Source organism: Nostoc sp., from assembly GCF_036917755.1.
Taxonomy (GTDB): Bacteria; Cyanobacteriota; Cyanobacteriia; order Cyanobacteriales; family Nostocaceae; genus Nostoc.
In genome coordinates this window covers 157,686-174,555 of sequence record NZ_JBALFC010000056.1, presented here as the reverse complement: position 1 = coordinate 174,555, position 16,870 = coordinate 157,686, and the positions used below count along the sequence as shown (strand labels likewise).

Genomic DNA, 16,870 nt, shown 5'->3' with positions numbered 1-16,870 from the left:
TTTGTAGCAACGGCTTATATGTTTACAGGAAATACTTAAACGTTTCTTATATATGGAGGAGTATTTGTTGCAAAGCATTAAGCGTTTGTAGCAACGGCTTATATGTTTACAGGAAATACTTAAACGTTTCTTATATATGGAGGAGTATTTGTTGCAAAGCATTAAGCGTTTGTAGCAACTGCTTATATGTTTGTAGGAAATACTTAAACGTTTCTTATATATGAAGGAGTATTTGTTGCAAAGCATTAAACATTTGCTGCAACTGCTTATATATTTGCAAGAAATATTTAAGCGTTTCTGATGAATCAAGCAACGTTAGCTGCAAACGTTTAAATTGGAAATATAGACATAGAGTGGATTACGGCTTTAGCCTAACGCACCATCTTATCTAGTGATACGTTAGGCGCTCCTATCAAATTTATCGTGACAAATCATCTCAAAATTAGATCATAACGAGATATGCCCGATCGCTAACCTTCAAGTTGTGGTGATTTTGGATGCTTCCGCAATCGGTTCAACTTGTATCGGTGGCGCTTTTTCCTCAAAAGCGGCTAAATCGAACCAAAAAGTCGTGCCAATGCCAACTTCACTCACTAGATGGACTTTACTACGATGTCTGTCGATGATATTTCTGACAATCGATAAACCTAAACCTGTGCCTTCTAAAGTGTGAACTCGGTTTTCTACGCGGAAGAAGCGTTCAAAAATTGAGTGTTGATCTTCTGTGGCGATGCCAATTCCAGTATCGGAGATTTCAATCCGCACTGGAGCAGATTGGGTGTGACTGGGTTTGAAATCTACTTGGTAGGCGCGGATTGCTACTTTACCCCCGGCTTTTGTGAATTTAAGGGCATTACCAATCAGGTTGCCAAAGACTTGTACTAATAGATCATAATTACCCATTACTAGGGGCAAATTAAGAGCAACTTCCTGAACAAGTTCAACACCTTTATCTTTAGCATTGAGTTGGTAAGTACGCAGTGTTTGTTCGATCGCTTGGGCTAAATCTACGCCATCAAAGCTGTAGTTGCGACCAGATTCGAGTTTTGACAAATCCAAAACATCGTTAACTAGGCGGGTTAGGCGATCGGTTTCATTGTTGACAGTTTGGAGAAACTCTTGCCGTTCTTGTAAAGCTAAGTCTTCGCCGTAGTCGTGCAGGGTTTCAATATAGGTTTTGATGTTAAATAGAGGCGTTCGCAGTTCGTGAGAAACGTTACTGATAAATTGACTTTTTGCCTCATTTAGTTCCACCTCGCGGGTAATATCTTGGATAGTAATCGCAATACCTTTGATACTTTCCCTTTGCAGGTTGAGTACTGTAGTCAAGAGAATGCGGATCGTTCGTGGGGTGGGTTGGTTAATAAAAATTCGGAATTCGGCGCTTTCGCATTCCCCTGCTGCCATTTCGTACAAAGGACGGGTGATTTCTATTTGTACCGATGGTGGCAAGTGATGTAACACATTGTGGCCTACCACGTCAGCAGCTTCCCAGCCAAAAATTCGCTCTGCTGTGGGGTTAACTAAAATCACCTGCATATTGTTATCAATCAACACAGCACCATCGGCGATCGTTGAAACTAAGGTTTCTAGCTTGGCTTTTTCTGCGGTCAGTTCCTCAATATTCTGTTCTTCATAACGCTCTAATCGCTCTGCCATTTCATTAAAGCTTAAAATTAACTCCCCTAGTTCGCCTCCTAATGGTAAATCAATGCGCTGCTTGAAATTCCCGGTAGCAATTTGCTTCACTCCCACCAGCAGTTCTTTAATCGGCTTAGTGATGGTCAAAGCGTTAATCACTCCTGCCAAAATCACCATTACCCAAATCGTGATAAAAACGGCAATGGTGACATCGCGGGTAAAATTGGTGGAAATGACAGCAGTCTGATTGGGGTTGATACCGATCGCTAATACACCTAAGTATTTTTGATTGACGATCAGGGGAATAAATACATCCGTAACTGTGCCATCTGGGGTCATGTGTTGCCGTACCATCGGCTTTTCCCCATCACCAGGGTAATCTTCTGGCAGTTGTATCCGCCGTTTAATGGTGAGGGAGTTTTCTACCTCGGCATCCCAAAAAGGAATGCCAAAAAAGATTTCCCCGGTTTCATCGGCGTAGAGCATATAACGCACACTAGAGGTGCTGCTATAGAAGCGTTGGGAAAATTGGGCTACCTCACTCAGATTATTGTCAGCAACTAGGGGAGCAACGTTGGCAGCAAGCAGCAATCCCAAGTCACGACCGAAGCGGGTGTCATTCATCCGCGCATCCTGCTGAATTGTATTCACAGCCCAGAAGGTCAGACCACTCATCACCAAGGAAACGACCATTGTGGCTACAGCCAGCAGTTTAGTCTGGAGAGTGAACTCCGACCACCAACTAGCGATCGCATCTCGAATTGTTTTTAACAGAGCTAGCATCTTAAAATAAAGTTCTTAGTAGTCTTTGTTATAAAGCCCAACTACTAAAAAATTAACAGTTAATTTGACAAATATGTTAGGGGCATGGGGGAGTGCAGGGGATATTCCGATTAAGGTGGTCTTAAGGAATTTATCTGATTTCAGCGATCAGAGTTGATGCAATAGGGTTCGGATAAGGTTTTTTAATGACACGCCGCTTATCGCAAAGACGCGATAAATCGCCGTCTTTACAATAATCAGTCCTCTGTAGAGACGGCAATTTATCGCGTCTCTTGCCTTAACCGAACCCTATTGGGAGTTGATGTTTTTGGAATTGCGACCAGACATCGGGATTGGCTAATCCGTTATTATCTTCGGCTGGTGTCAGATATTTTGTCCTTTCTGCAATCGTCTGACCCATTAGAGAACCAAAATTGGAACCATTAAAACTAGAAATTGTCTGTGATGTGAGATAATTTGCAGTTTGTGCATTGATGCGTAGCAGATTGTTGTCAGACATCGCCTGCCTTGGCAGAGAACTGACATCGGAATTATTAAAACTAGAGATTGTAGTTTGTGTATTATTTACTGCTGTGTCTGCAATCACCTGACTCGCCAGAGAACTGACATGAGAAATATTCAAACTAGAGCTTGTAGTTTGTGTACTATTTCCGGCGGTGTCTGCGACAATCTCACGGACTTGGGCATCAGTTAGCTTGGAGTTAGCACTAAGCATCAAGGCAACTACACCAGCAACGTGAGGAGCAGCCATCGACGTACCGCTATAAATAGCATACTGATTATTTGGAACTGAGGAGTAGATGTTAACTCCTGGGGCTGTGACGTAGGAAATTTGATTCGTTCCAGAGCGGTTAGAGAAGTCAGCTAGGTTATTATTCTTATCCACTGCCCCAACAGCAATTCCCGACTTGGATGCATAGCTGGCGGGATAGTCTGGTGATGAGCCACCATCATTACCTGCTGCCATGACGACAATCACTCCTTTGCTGCTGGCATAGTCAATGGCTGACTCTAGAGTACTATTGGAATAACTGCCTCCTAAACTGAGGTTAATCACGTTAGCTCCATTGTCCACAGCATAATGAATGCCCTTAGCAATGGAAGTGTAAGAACCGGAGCCAGAGTCATCTAAAACTTTAACAGGCATAATCTTGGCATCATAAGCAATACCAGTGACACCGTAGTTATTATTCTCTCCGGCGATCGTCCCAGAAACATGAGTGCCATGACCGTTGTCATCTAGGACATTATTATTATTGTCAACAAAGTTCCAGCCGTGGATATCATCAGCATAGCCATTGCCATCATCATCTTTACCATTGCCAGCAATTTCCTTGGGATTCGTCCAGATATTATCCTTTAAATCTTCGTGGTTGTAGTCAACTCCAGTATCTACAACCGCAACAACAACGCCTTTACCTGTGTATCCATGTGCCCAAGCTTCCGGTGCTTTAACAAGGTCTGCTCCCCAATTATTGCCACCAAGGTCAGGAACATCAGCAAAGGTATTTTGACCAGCAGCTCTAGCCACTGCTGCTGCTGCATTAATTAAGCCATAGCCATTGGTGGAATTATAATTCCCAGTGCTTAAAGCATTAGCAGTAGCGTTACTGCTATTTTGCGATCGCACATTAGCATCGGTTGAGTTGTAGCTACTACGTCCGTTGAGACTGTAGTCATCCTTCGTATTAAAGGTATCTAATGAAGAGATGGAAGTGGCATTTAGCTGTTTATTTGACAACAGGTTGGCATTAACATCATTACGGAGCATAAGTATTTTTTTCTCAAAGATATCAATCGGTTCTTGACAGTTTGAAGCGTTAAAATCTTTACCAGAAAAAGATTTTAATGTGTAAACAAGCTCCATTGTCAACAATTACTATGAAATCTCAGAACAAAATGCTAATTCTATTACCAAAAAACCTTCTGATAAATTTGGTTTTTATTAAGAGTAAATTACTGAAGTGATTCTTAAATCTTTAGAGTGTATTAATGAAGACTAACGCTAGAATGATCGGAGGATGTCATGACTGCTTTTATTACTATCCCACATTTCGCACTTCAATTAGTAGTATATTTAAATTACATTCAAGGAAAATCCAAAATGATAATTTGTAACTTTAATATTTCAACTTTAGGGACTTCCAAATAAAAAAATATCCCAAAACTGACGTAAAAATTCTCTCTATTTTTCTTCTCTCTGTGTTCTCTGCGTCTCTGTGGTTCGTTTTTTGGATAATTTATTTCTTGGAAGTCCCTTATAACTCACGCAACTTCCTTTTTTATTTCTCGTTTAAGTTCTTTTTTAGCTTCCTCCCATGACACTGAGCCGTCAACGGTATAACACCGAGTTTGCAACCAAATCAAATGGCGAATGAAGCTAACTCCATTCGCCAAAGACTATCCATCAAGTAGGCACAAGCTAAAAGCTAGTTAAATCTACTAGATGTTTGCTTGTTGCCGTTGATATAGTGACCAATACAAACCCTTTTGTTGCAACAACTCTGAGTGAGTACCACGTTCGGCAATCACACCTTGCTCCAATACCAAAATCAAATCAGCACGTTTGAGGGGAGCAAAGCGGTGAGCAATCAAGAACACGGTACGATTAGCGGAAATTTTTTGCAGGTTTTGCAATACCTGCTGTTCAGTTTCACTATCCAAAGCGCTGGTAGCTTCATCCAAAACTAAAATCGGCGCTTGAGAAAGAAATAACCTTGCTAGGGCAATACGTTGTCTCTGTCCGCCAGATAAAGCGGTACCGCGTTCACCAACATTGGTTTCGTAACCGTAGGGTAATTGACTGATGAAGTCGTGGGCTACTGCTAATCTTGCCGCCTCTACTACTTGCTCTGCGGTAATGTCGGGAGTACCGAGAGTGATATTTTCCAAAATGGAACCGTTGAATAAAAAGTCTTCTTGGAGAACTACACTAACTTGTTGCCGCAGTGAAGCTAAATCGGCACTTTTAATATCAAAACCATCAATGAGAATCCGTCCTGATTCAATTTGATAGAGGCGTTGCAATAGCTTAGACAGGGTACTTTTACCAGAACCACTACGTCCGACAATGCCAACAAATTGCCCTGGTTCGACATTGAAAGAGATTCCCCGCAGTATTGCTTCAAAGTTTGGCCGGTAGCGGAAAAATACTTGCTCGAAGGTGACTTGTCCTTTCAGGGGTGGTAAAACTAGACCAGTTCCCAGTTCCGCTTCTGGTGGGACGTTGAGAATATCACCAATTCGATCTACAGAAAGTAGCACTTGTTGGAGGTTTTGCCACAACTGTACTAAGCGCAAAAGTGGGCCTGTGACTCTACCAGACAGCATTTGAAATGCAACTAACTGTCCGATTGTGAGCTTTTGATCGATGACTAACTTAGCACCAAACCAGAGAATCAGCATGGTGGACAAATTGGTAAGAAAGTCACCAATGTTGCTGCTGATATTGGAGGTGGTAGAGGCTTTAAAACCTGTGCGAATGAAGCGAGCAAATAAGCCTTCCCAGCGATCGCGGGCTACTGGTTCGGCTGCATGGGCTTTAACGGAATGAATCCCGGTGATTGTCTCCACTAAAAAGGATTGACTATCGGCACTCCGGTTAAAAGTTTCGTTGAGCCAATTACGCAGAATTGGTGTTGCAACTATCGTCAATGTGGCAAATAGCGGCAGTACTGCTAAGGCCACAAAGGTAAGTGGGATGTTATAGTAAAACATCAATGCTAGGTAGACCACAGCAAAGATGCTATCTAGAATTACAGTTAATGCTGTACCTGTGAGAAACTGACGAATTTGTTCGAGTTCCTGGACTCGTGCGATTGTGTCTCCGACGCGCCGCGACTCAAAATAAGCCAAAGGCAGACGCATCAAATGGCGAAATAGCTGTGCTGATAAACTTAAATCCAGACGACGAGCGGTATGGGTAAAGATAAATAGGCGCAGAATGCCCAGTATGGACTCAAATATGGCTACGCATAAAAGTGCGATCGCCATCACATCGAGAGTCGGCAAACTCCCCTGCACCATCACTTTATCAATGACGACTTGGGTAATTAGCGGTGTTGTTAACCCCAAAAGCTGCAAGGTAAAAGATGCTAACAATACTTCTGTGAGCAATCCCTTATACTTCAAAACTGCTGGGGTAAACCAACTGAGGTTAAATTTTTCTTGCTGTGATATCAGTTCTACTTGCCATAATTGTCCATCCCAGGACGCCTCAACTATCGACTGCGGCAAGCTTTCACAAGTTCGTTCGGGATTTAGAGGGTTAGCAATAATTAGGCGATCGCTCTTAACTCCATAAGCTACCACCCAGGATGGACTCTGGGGTGAGTCAGAATTCCACAACAATAAAGCTGGAAATGACAGTTGTCGCAACTCACCCCAACTCACTTGTAACCGCCGCAACACTAACCCTAACTTTTCTGCTGCTTCCACAACCTGTTTTGGGCGTTGTCCTCTGAGTTGGCGCTGCACCCATTCCAGTTGCACAGAATTTTCTAACTGTTGCGCCACCATTGTTAAACAGGCAGCAGCGCTGTTCCAACTGGCAACAAACGGATAATTTGAAACGATCAGATTGGCGGCTGGGAGTCCTCTTTGGGGTTGGAGGCTGTGGGGGCTAGAAGTCCCTACGGAAGCTTCTGGTAGTGCAGGAGTGGCAGAGAAGGAAAATGTCTCCCTTTCTCCCTCCATCCCTACTGGTAACACTTGCCAGAACTCCTGAATTTGTGGGTGAGAAAATTCTGCCCACAGCGCAGTATCCCAACAGACTACTATCACTTCTTTACTAGCAGCTACAGCTTTAAAATCCCCAGGCAGCTTTTGTAAGTCGCCAAACCAATCACCCATTTCTAGAGCTGTTAAAGGTTTGCTAATGCCCTCTTCTCGCAAGCGGACTTTCCCAGCCACAATTAAGAATTGATAACCGCCAACATCGTTTGACCAAATTTTTTCTCCAAGACGATACTGACGGGTTTGGGACTCATTTTGCAACTTGGATTGTTGTTCGGGAGTCAACCAACATAGCGGTGGCTGATTCCAAGGCAAAGAAGCTAGCACTTTTAATCGTAAAGATTCATTATCCAGAATTTTTAACTCACTTGTAATTTGACTGTCAGTTTTTGAATTTTCTCTGCTAGCCATTTCTCAAATAACTCATTTTGTAGTGCTTGCTTTAATTGAGTATCTTCTAAAGACGCGGGGAGAAATTGTTCTACTCGAAACAAACCATAAGGCCCTTCTCCTTGGGGAGAGTCTTTGCCAACGATTTCTATTGGTCCTACCAATTCTCCAGGACTCGCCACATCAATAGCTGCCCGTAATATATCCGGCATACTGCCTCGGCTGATGATTCCCATCATGCCGTTCACAATTCGGTCTTCTGCAAGTGAATACTCTTTAGCTAGTTGCTCAAAACTACCTCCTTCTTCAATTTGGGTATGGAGTTCGTCTACCAATTCTCGATTATCAACAACAATCCGAGAAAGTACTAACCGATCCAAAAAAATTTTGCGTTCAATAAAATATTCTTGGAGTTTTGGTTCTGTCAATACAGCTTTCAGTTTTTCTAATTTGTAACCAAAAGTCACCGAGGTGTAAAAGCTAGCGTAATCTGTGTTATTGGTCTTTAACCATTCTTGAAAGCTTTGGGGATCAGTCAGTTGATTTTTCAGCCTAAAGTCAATAATTGCCTGTTCAGTTATTGCTGTACCAATCTCAATGTCGTCTCTTATTCGGATTTCTTCCTCAATTACGTACTGGCGGAGAATATCCCCAATGAACTGTCCTAATTTTCCAGAGGCTTGCAGATACTTTACTGCTGACTCAATAGAAATTATTTGGTCATTGATTCTCAAAAATGATAAAGATTCCATAAACTATTTATGTGAAAATGATTAAACACCTATAGAACTTTTAAATTAAATCATATAAAGATCATCTGGTGATTGATGGATAAATATGATAAAGATTCTATGAACTAATTACATCTGAATGGTCAAAAAATTATATAAAGAAGAATTCAGAAGTCAGAATTCAGAATTCAGAAGTAAAAAAAGCTTTGAGACTTAGCTTGTGTACTTCACTTTCTTTGAAATCTGCCGTAACTAGGAAATAAAATAATTTGCCATGATCAGTTTTACGGTCTAGCGGCGACAAAACAGGATTGAAAATATTCAGTTGTCAGGCAAAGCAAGTTATGTAACCAAATCTTTATAGATTCAGAGAAATAATCAGGTAGGTAGATAGGCAAAAATAAACAAAAATATATTAAGTATTGTTTCTTGCCCGTTTTCTACGCCAGTTGCTAAAAGTGGAACCACTGCCTTGCTTTTGTTACCAAAATTGTCGGAACTGACGTAGAAAAATCGTCCCATACGCGATTTTAATCAGTAATTGTTTATGCTCTTCTGTCTACTTAATGATACTTATCCATGTCCAGGCAAGTAGCACAGCCGCGATCGCACCGATTAATGTATTGAAAATATTTACTACTTCATTGGTCAGCCAAGTATACTTAGATTGGAGTGTTGCCCCAATTACACTTTCTAAGTTGGTGGCAATAAATGCTGCTAGCACACACCAAGCTACCCCCAATAGATCAATTAAACCAACTGCCCAACCAACAAATGCGATCGCTACAGAAGCCACGATACCAGCTAAAGTTCCCTCTAAACTTATCGCTCCTTCTGTACCGCGAGGCACTGGTTGGAGTGTGGTAATTAGAAAGGTACTTTTACCATAAGCTTTACCAACTTCGCTGGCAGTGGTGTCAGCCAGCTTGGTACTGAAACTCGCTACATAGCCTAACAATAATAGGGACTGGAGATTGGGGACTAAGAATTGGGAACTCGGTACAAAAAATCCCGAATTTATTATCCCCACGCCCAAAGCACACAGCGCCCCAGTTAAAGCCGAACCCCAAACATTTTCTGGGCCTCTTGCCCCAGAACGCTTTTCGGCAATTCCTTCTGCCTCCTTCTGCGCCATACCGATGCGGGTAACGCCAGAACCAACCAGAAAATAGAACATTACGACTGCATATCCTTGCCAGCCGAGAGTTACCCAAATTAGGATGGACAGAAACCAAGCGTGGAATAATCCAGCAGGGGTCAGCAGCTTTTTTGGAACAATCCAAGCTAAACCCAATAAAATTGTGTTTAATCCGACTGCCACCAACCAGGGATTTACAGAATCAATTAAGGATGACATCAGCTAATCATGAGTAATTTTGTCTAAACATCAACAGAATAACGAATTTGTCATGCTTAGTGCTTAATCTCTGACACCTCCCCAGATCAAGTAATATGTTTGTATTATGAACTGAATAGCGTCGGCGTAGACTTGAAAGCTGAGTGCAAAACCACAAACAATATCTTAGATATACACTGCAATATTGACTAAAGAACGTGGATTAAACAAAATGCAAAACTTGTGTTTAGTTGTGTGGATTCTTCGAGTACCTAACGCATCCAAAGCACTCTAATAAAGTTGTAAGTTATTAAATCTACGTTCCTAAGCGTCTGCTCATGCAAACCTAAATTAGTATAGCTGCATGTGCAGTAGATGAAGTGTTACTCAGTCCCCAATCTTAGTCATCAGGATAAAGGATATAAGTTAATCTCAATTAAAACTGTGTTCAAGTTGACCACAATTAAGACTTAACAGCTTCTTAAGTCTGTATTAGACTGAACACAGAAGCGCTATAGATTCTTTGCCAAAAACACCACGGCAGGATAAATCCTGCGTCGGTGGCTTTCATCCCTGGTCTAAAGCACGGAATACGTTGCTACACAACTGTTCCTCCTGGGTTTTCAGCCTACCATCCTGATAAATTGTAGATAGCAATCAACTACTAGTCTTTTCCACACAAGCTATGAGCCAAACTTTATTCCATCTTGCTTTCCCTGTAACTGACATTGCCCAAACAAAAGCATATTATGTGGATGGCTTGGGCTGCATTCCTGGTCGTGAAAACCATCACGCCCTAATTCTCAATCTCTACGGTCATCAATTAGTGGCTCACGTCACCAAAGAACCATTAATACCGCAAAACACGATCTATCCCAGACACTTTGGGCTAATTTTTACCCAAGAAGGTGAATGGCAAGACTTACTAGAAAGGGCACAACAACAACAGCTATTTTTTCGTGAAGAAATTAAAAATCGCTTTGTTGGTTCTCCTCTTGAGCATCGCACTTTCTTTTTAGAAGATCCCTTTTATAACCTAATGGAGTTCAAGTATTATCGTCACGCGGAGGCGATTTTTGGGAGTTACGAACATACACAAATTGGGGATAGGACTTAAGAAATTCGTAATTCGTAATTCGTAATTCGTAATTAAAGATGAATAAATCAAGCGTGGCAAGCATTCTAGCTACTGACTGGATGTTTTTTTCCGCAAGGGTAGCTTAATAGGCTTTGCTAAAGCTGCTGCCACTACTGCTAAACTCCTGGGGTCTGTTAGCATCCAAGGATGTAGAGCAACTGGTACTATTACTTCGCGTCCTACGGACATTTGTGAACTATTGGCTGGGACAATCATCAAATCATAAGGTGTCCAGATAGACGTAAAATCTAGCTGCCCCAATATTACAGCATCAGAATTTAAATCCTTGAGAAAAATGCTGTCGGGGCGCATTTGTACGCAACCAGGACGCCAGGAACCATAAGCAACCACAGTTCCATGATGGGGCGAAGAGATGGTGATAAACCTCTGCACGCGGTGAATTCCTCCCAGTCGCTGAATATAGTAACGGCTGACAATTCCTCCCATGCTGAAGCCTACTAAATCCAGGCGTTGTTCTGGCGCAAAGGTAGCCGTAATATAATCTGCTACTTGCTTTGCCAATTCATCAAGACCCACATCACCATTATTGGGAACCAGATCCAGGCTATATACAGACCAACCCCATTCTATTAGGTATGCCCTCATTTTATGGAAAACTGCCTCTGTGTCGTCAATCCCGTGTATTAACAAAACGGGATTGCGTTGTTGATTTTCAGTGTTCATTTACAAAATTGGCTGAATTAAGCTTGTAAAAAATATAACTCAGTAGGGTTGCTGTCTGCCATTCGGCTATGACACTCCTCCCACTGGTTGAAAGTTAACTGATTACCGTGGGTTTAAGTCCCCCGGTTCAAAATCGCGCAAGTTTTGGGTCGGGGTCTGTCTTGCTTGGGTTGCTCAAGAGGGGAGACCCCAAGACCGCAATGCAGCGCTAAATCCCCGTCACAAAACTTAATTACGAATTACGAATTATTTAACTGCTTGCTTGACTTCAATTAGATATTTACCAAACAAAGAAATGTTAATTTTTGTCAAGCTTGCTTTCAGAATCTTGCTCTTAGCTACAGTAAAATTTAATAATTAATTCTCGGTGTGTACAGTTTGCAAGTGCCTGCAAAATAACTTTTGCCCTGTAGTTTTACGAGTTGTGATGCGTAAAGCCCCCGTCATTTATGCGGGGGATATAAGCGGACGGTTGAAATTTATTCAGCCGTTAATAGGTAAGATATATATCCTGGGCAGGGCGTTGTCCAGTGGGCGAGGCAATGTAAGACAGGTGTACCTGCAATTGCTGCTTGAAAGAAAGAATCCCCCCGTCATTCATGCGGGGGAGTGCGTCAATACAATGTTGATTAAGCACAAGCCTATAAGCGTTGTCACTAGAACGAGGTGACACCAAGCAAAAAATGTAACATTTTGTCGTAATTTTTAACAATTACGGTCGAGTTCCAAATATAAAAGGTAAAAGGCAGGAGTAATTGTAATGGATTTTATCAAAAAGTTAATTTCGGGTATTCAGGGTTTTCTTAGCGGTATCCTGGGTTTCATTACCGGACTGTTACCAGGCAAGAAGAAAAGCAACGACTACTTCTTAGAATTGGACGAAGCCAAAGATGCTGCCAAAGATGCTGCTAAAGAGGTAGCATCGAACGCCAAGAAAGTCGCAGAGACAGTTGCAGCGAATGCTAAGAAAGTAACGGCAACAATTGCATCAGAAGCACCAGCTCTATCCAAGCCAGATTCATTGAACGGAACAAAAACCGCCGCAGATGAGGCTAAGGCAAAATCAGCTAAAAATCCCAAAGCAGCCGATGTCCAACTAGTGCAAACTGCTGAGGGTCTTAAAATTGAACCTGGCAAAAAGGCAAAAGCAGCAGCAGCCAAAGTAATCAAAGAGCAGACAACTGAAACCACCTTTGCGCCAAAATATCTTGCTCCTTCGGCTAGTGGCTCTAATGGTCGTCGTCGTCCAGGAGCGAATATGAGTGCTTACTTAGAGATGGCACGTCAGGTTAAAACGCCTAAAAATTGATAGAGATCGTAAATTTACGGTCTATAGAAGTTAAACGTGAACATGCAAGGTTAAGATAACTTTGCCAGTTGTAGATGGAGAAACTCTCCAAAGTAGGAGCGATCGCTTAATTTTCTCCACTACAACTGCATCTTTTAGGGTTGAGGCTTTCTCATCCAAAACTACCCGTCCTACCCGACCTTTGTTAACGGTGAATTCAAAGATGATTTCACTACTGAAGCCTGAAGCAAAGTTTAGTTGTTGAAGGTGTTGGGTTAGGTCAGCAATTCCTATTTCATCTAAGCCAGTGACGCTGATTACTTCTAGCTGATGGTTGATGGCTGCGTCTGATATTTTACCTAGTTCCATCTCTTGGGAATCAAAGCTCAAAGAGATATCAACTTCTTTGGCTACTGGGGATTTTGGCGATCACTTTTGTCGGAGAAAATCTAGAGCTTCTGCTGAGGCGATCGCCTTGGCCTTTTACGCGCCAAACCACCAACAGGAGGCTCACGCCAAAGTCATTTTGCGTGAGCTATAAATCATTTATACTTCACAACTTGCGGTAATCAAGGATAATGCTACTACTGGGGCTGTAACTGCTCTCAGGATGCGCCGACCAAGGGAAACAGGTTGGAATCCAGATGCGATCGCATTCTCAATTTCTTGCGTTGTCCATCCCCCTTCTGGCCCAGTAGCAATGACAATTGTCATTTGTCCTTTGTCATTTGTCATTTGTTGTTTGTGCTGTAAGCAATCTTTCAAATGTGGAAACTGACCACGCGCTACACAGATATATTGCTGGCTGTTTGCAAATGACAAATGACCCATGATTAATGACAAACCTGTATTAAAAGTAACAGGCTCTAAAATGGTCGGTACAAAAGAGCGCTCTGATTGCTCGGCGGCTTCCGCAGCGATGCGCCGCCAGCGTTCGAGTTTTTGAGGACTAGGATGAAGTAAAGTGCGATCGCTCAATACTGGTGCAATACAAGTTACTCCCAACTCTGTACAACACCGCACAACTTCATCAAATCCATTGCCTTTAGGCAACGCCACCATCAGCGTAATTGATACAGGTAATTCTGTTTCTACTGTCAGTGGTTCTAAAACCTCTGCTTGTTCACCTGCTAGCTGCGCTAACCACCATTTTCCTTTACCATCCATTGCAATAAAGCGATCGCCTTCACGCAAGCGCAACACCCGCCCCAAATAATGTTGCTGTTCTTTGGTGAGTAAAATTTGTCCTTGTTGGAATTGAGAGGGTGCGATCGCAATTCGTTGCAGTTGAGACATTTTTCTTAATAAATTATTGTCCTACTGTAGACATCTGCTGTCTAACCCAGATACGGAAATCACGAGTTGCTGCTATTTGTCCAACTTTCTTGCTTTCTTGGATAAATCGGGGAATCTCCGTCACTAGCACAGGCGTAAAAGTTGAACTGCGATCGCTTTGCGAGTATTGTCCACTGTTAAGGGCGTAGATGCTCAACATATTTCCGTTATACCGCCAGAATTCTGGGACTCCCATTGAAGCATAAAGGGTCAACTTGTCTATCTTCGGTCTGGAATATTCCACTTCCAATACTAGGTCTGGTGGTGGGTCTAGCTAATGTTTTGCAGCACATCCCTAGTTTCTGCTAATTTTGCTGTCGTTACCATAGTTCAGTTTTCCTGTGGATGTGTTAACTAACTCCCTTCCCGCTATCAGATTACCTATTTATTCCAATACAGTTCAGTTAACTCACATCTTGCACCTAGCCCTGGCGATTAGAAATCGCGGCTATACAAACGAAGTCCACCTCCGTGGACTAAGAGAAAATCAAAGGTTTTTAACCCAGGTCGGTGGGTTTCGCCTGTGTAGCCGCGACTTCCAGTCGCCTGGTGCAAGATATAAGCTAAGCATTTCTTCCTTCTCTTCCTTCTCTTCCTTTGCGTTCTTTGCGTCCTTTGCGGTTCGTTAAAAAAATTTAGGTTCTTCCAGAAGTAAGACTTATGCAAGATAGACACAGATGGACACAAATAAATCTATCTGTGTCCATCTATGATTTCATTATCTTCAATTCTTCGGCTTACAAAAGATTTTGGAAGTAAGCCTCTAATGCCTCACTAACCAACTCAGTCATCGGCTTACCTTGGCTTTGGGCTACTTCCTTCAACTTAGTATAAACCTCTTCTTTCAAATTCACCCGATGGCGCGATTTGCTTGCAGCATTGGCTGTTTGAGGGTCGTAGGTGCTAGTAAATTCGCGGATAGCATCAAAACCAACGCGATCGCAAAAATCACCAAAGCTTTCTTTCGATTTCCGAGATTTCTTAAAGTAAACAAAAATCGGTTCTAAGAAGCTTTCCAAGTCATTATGGTGCAGCTTTTCTGTGTAAGGTTGCGCCAGTCGCGTCTGATTTGGCGAACCCCCTAACCATAATTGGTAAGATTCTGGAGCGCTACCAACAAAGGCCAATTCTGCTAAGTAGGGACGAGCGCAACCGTTGGGGCATCCTGTCATCCTTACCACAAAATGTTCATTTTGTAAACCTATTTTATCTAATAGGGCGCGAACTCGCTCCAAAATCCCCGGTATTGCCCGTTCTGATTCCGTGATTGCCAAGCCGCAAGTAGGCAAAGCTGGACAAGCCATTGCATACCGCACTAAAGGTTCAATTTTACTAGGGTCGTCTCCGACACCGTGACGGCTGAGAATATCTTGAATAGCTTGCTTGCTATCTGGTTCGATATCGTAAAAAATCAGGTTTTGGTTGGGTGTCAGGCGGATGGACAAGTTCAACTGCTCGACAATTTCCCGCAAGGCGGTTTTCAGTTGAAACGAACCTTCATTCTTGATTCGACCATTTTCAATGGAAATTCCTAAGAATAGCTTGCCATCACCTTGTTCATTCCAGCCGAGGAAGTCGTGATATTTAAACTCTGGTAGTGGTTTAAAGGCTTCAACTGGTTTACCGAAATACTCTTCAACTTGGGTGCGGAATTTATCTACGCCCCAATCGTTAATTAAATATTTTAATCTGGCATGACGACGATCAGTGCGATCGCCATAATCTCTCTGGGTAGCAACAATCGCTTTCACAATGTTGTAAACGTCATCCTTCGCCACATAACCGATGGGGTCTGCTAACCTAGCGAAAGTTTCTTCTTTGCCGTGTGTTCTACCTAAGCCACCACCAGCAAAAATATTAAATCCTTCTAATTGTCGCTTCTTATTAGTAATTACTACCAACGTCAGGTCTTGGGAATACAAATCAACCGAATTATCCCCTGGCACCGTCACACTAACCTTAAACTTGCGGGGCATATAGTACGTGCCATAAATCGGTTCTTCGTTGTCATGGATGATTGTGCCATTGCCATTGCGTTGTCGTGCCGCCTTCACCTCTGGGTTTTCTTCAGCACTAATTGCTTTTTCCCCATCTAACCAAATTTCGTAATAAGCGCCTGTTTGTGGTGATAGCAACTCAGCAATATTCTGGGCATATTCCCAAGCATACTGATACTCAGGGCGATTCTTAAAGGGGGCTGGTGGTGCCATCACATTCCGGTTGACATCGCCGCAAGCTCCCAAAGTTGAACCCAAGTTATTGACAATGGTGGCAATTGCTGATTTAAGATTCTTCTTTAAAATACCGTGCAGTTGGAAACCTTGACGGGTAGTTGCTCGTAAAGTGTGGTTGCCATGCTCATCAGCTAGTTTATCTAAAGCCAGATACAGCTGCGGCGGTACCAAACCACCCGGATTTTTTGTCCGCAGCATAAACTGGTAATCTTTCTCCTGCCCCTTGAGGCGATTGTCGCGGTTATCTTGCTGGTAAGAACCATGAAACTTTAAAAGCTGTACCGCATTTTCGGTAAAATGGGTAGTCTCTTCAAGAATCTCAGTTGCTACAGGTTCACGCAAAAAATTACTATTTTCCTTGATTCCTTCTACTTTGGAAGGCTTACGGCTAGCGATCGGGGAAGGAGCAGATTTAACCATTAGACTTGTATAGGATTCTCAATAAAGCATTAGGTAGACCCCGAATCAGCACCCTTCGGCTACTTGATCCCCGGTAATCCGGCCGGAATAATGAGGAATCTTTTAATTTTACCACGGCAAAAGCCGGCCTTGTCAGTAATGTAACACTTAACAAAA

The 16,870-nt window shown here is 42.5% G+C and carries 12 protein-coding genes and 1 pseudogene; 3 read left to right on the top strand and 10 right to left on the bottom strand.

Translation table 11 applies throughout. The features are described from left to right. Positions 1-477: 477 nt before the first annotated feature. From nblS to V7L05_RS14540, 5 genes are all read right to left on the bottom strand, one after another. Positions 478-2,424: a two-component system sensor histidine kinase NblS gene (nblS, locus tag V7L05_RS14560; protein WP_335164911.1), complete on the bottom strand. Its 1,947-nt coding sequence runs from the start codon at positions 2,422-2,424 to the stop codon at positions 478-480. A 277-nt stretch (positions 2,425-2,701) separates the two neighbouring features. Further along, positions 2,702-4,195 carry a S8 family peptidase gene (locus tag V7L05_RS14555; protein WP_335164909.1) on the bottom strand — a complete coding sequence of 498 codons (1,494 nt, stop codon included), beginning with the start codon at positions 4,193-4,195 and terminating at the stop codon, positions 2,702-2,704. A 671-nt stretch (positions 4,196-4,866) separates the two neighbouring features. Further along, a complete protein-coding gene (locus tag V7L05_RS14550) occupies positions 4,867-7,569 on the bottom strand; it encodes a type I secretion system permease/ATPase (RefSeq protein ID WP_335164908.1) in 2,703 nt (900 codons plus the stop codon). Then, positions 7,518-8,300 (bottom strand): peptidylprolyl isomerase, encoded by a 783-nt coding sequence (locus tag V7L05_RS14545; protein ID WP_335164907.1) that lies wholly within the window; start codon positions 8,298-8,300, stop codon positions 7,518-7,520. Before V7L05_RS14545 ends, V7L05_RS14550 begins: the two co-directional genes overlap by 52 nt. 538 nt (positions 8,301-8,838) lie before the next feature. Next, positions 8,839-9,636, bottom strand: a complete 798-nt coding sequence (locus tag V7L05_RS14540) for a TIGR00297 family protein (protein WP_335164905.1) — start codon at positions 9,634-9,636, stop codon at positions 8,839-8,841. A 664-nt stretch (positions 9,637-10,300) separates the two neighbouring features. Here V7L05_RS14540 and V7L05_RS14535 point away from each other — a divergent pair. Next, on the top strand, positions 10,301-10,732 hold the full coding sequence (locus V7L05_RS14535; RefSeq protein ID WP_335164903.1) for a VOC family protein: 432 nt from the start codon (positions 10,301-10,303) through the stop codon (positions 10,730-10,732). Positions 10,733-10,801: 69 nt separating this feature from the next. Here the strand turns inward: V7L05_RS14535 and V7L05_RS14530 are convergent, their stop codons facing one another. Then, complete coding sequence (locus V7L05_RS14530; protein ID WP_335164901.1) at positions 10,802-11,437, bottom strand: esterase/lipase family protein; 636 nt, start codon at positions 11,435-11,437, stop codon at positions 10,802-10,804. A 760-nt stretch (positions 11,438-12,197) separates the two neighbouring features. Here V7L05_RS14530 and V7L05_RS14525 point away from each other — a divergent pair. Continuing rightward, a complete protein-coding gene (locus V7L05_RS14525; RefSeq protein ID WP_335164899.1) occupies positions 12,198-12,746 on the top strand; it encodes a hypothetical protein in 549 nt (182 codons plus the stop codon). Positions 12,747-12,776: 30 nt separating this feature from the next. Here V7L05_RS14525 and V7L05_RS14520 read toward each other — a convergent pair whose 3' ends face one another. Continuing rightward, positions 12,777-13,115: an after-VIT domain-containing protein gene (locus tag V7L05_RS14520; RefSeq protein ID WP_335164898.1), complete on the bottom strand. Its 339-nt coding sequence runs from the start codon at positions 13,113-13,115 to the stop codon at positions 12,777-12,779. A gap of 16 nt (positions 13,116-13,131) precedes the next feature. Here V7L05_RS14520 and V7L05_RS14515 point away from each other — a divergent pair, with 16 nt between their 5' ends. After that, positions 13,132-13,266 (top strand): hypothetical protein, encoded by a 135-nt coding sequence (locus V7L05_RS14515; RefSeq protein WP_335164896.1) that lies wholly within the window; start codon positions 13,132-13,134, stop codon positions 13,264-13,266. Between the two features lie 5 nt (positions 13,267-13,271). Here V7L05_RS14515 and V7L05_RS14510 read toward each other — a convergent pair whose 3' ends face one another. The 3 genes and pseudogenes from V7L05_RS14510 to sir all read right to left on the bottom strand — a co-directional run bounded on the left by V7L05_RS14510 (position 13,272) and on the right by sir (position 16,714). After that, the gene (locus V7L05_RS14510) at positions 13,272-14,021 is read right to left on the bottom strand and encodes a 16S rRNA (uracil(1498)-N(3))-methyltransferase (protein WP_335164894.1); all 750 of its coding nucleotides are present in this window, start codon (positions 14,019-14,021) and stop codon (positions 13,272-13,274) included. Positions 14,022-14,034: 13 nt separating this feature from the next. Continuing rightward, positions 14,035-14,331, bottom strand: a pseudogene (locus tag V7L05_RS14505) (Uma2 family endonuclease); the annotation flags it as partial. Between the two features lie 466 nt (positions 14,332-14,797). After that, the gene (sir, locus tag V7L05_RS14500; protein ID WP_335164892.1) at positions 14,798-16,714 is read right to left on the bottom strand and encodes a sulfite reductase, ferredoxin dependent; all 1,917 of its coding nucleotides are present in this window, start codon (positions 16,712-16,714) and stop codon (positions 14,798-14,800) included. Positions 16,715-16,870: the final 156 nt, after the last annotated feature.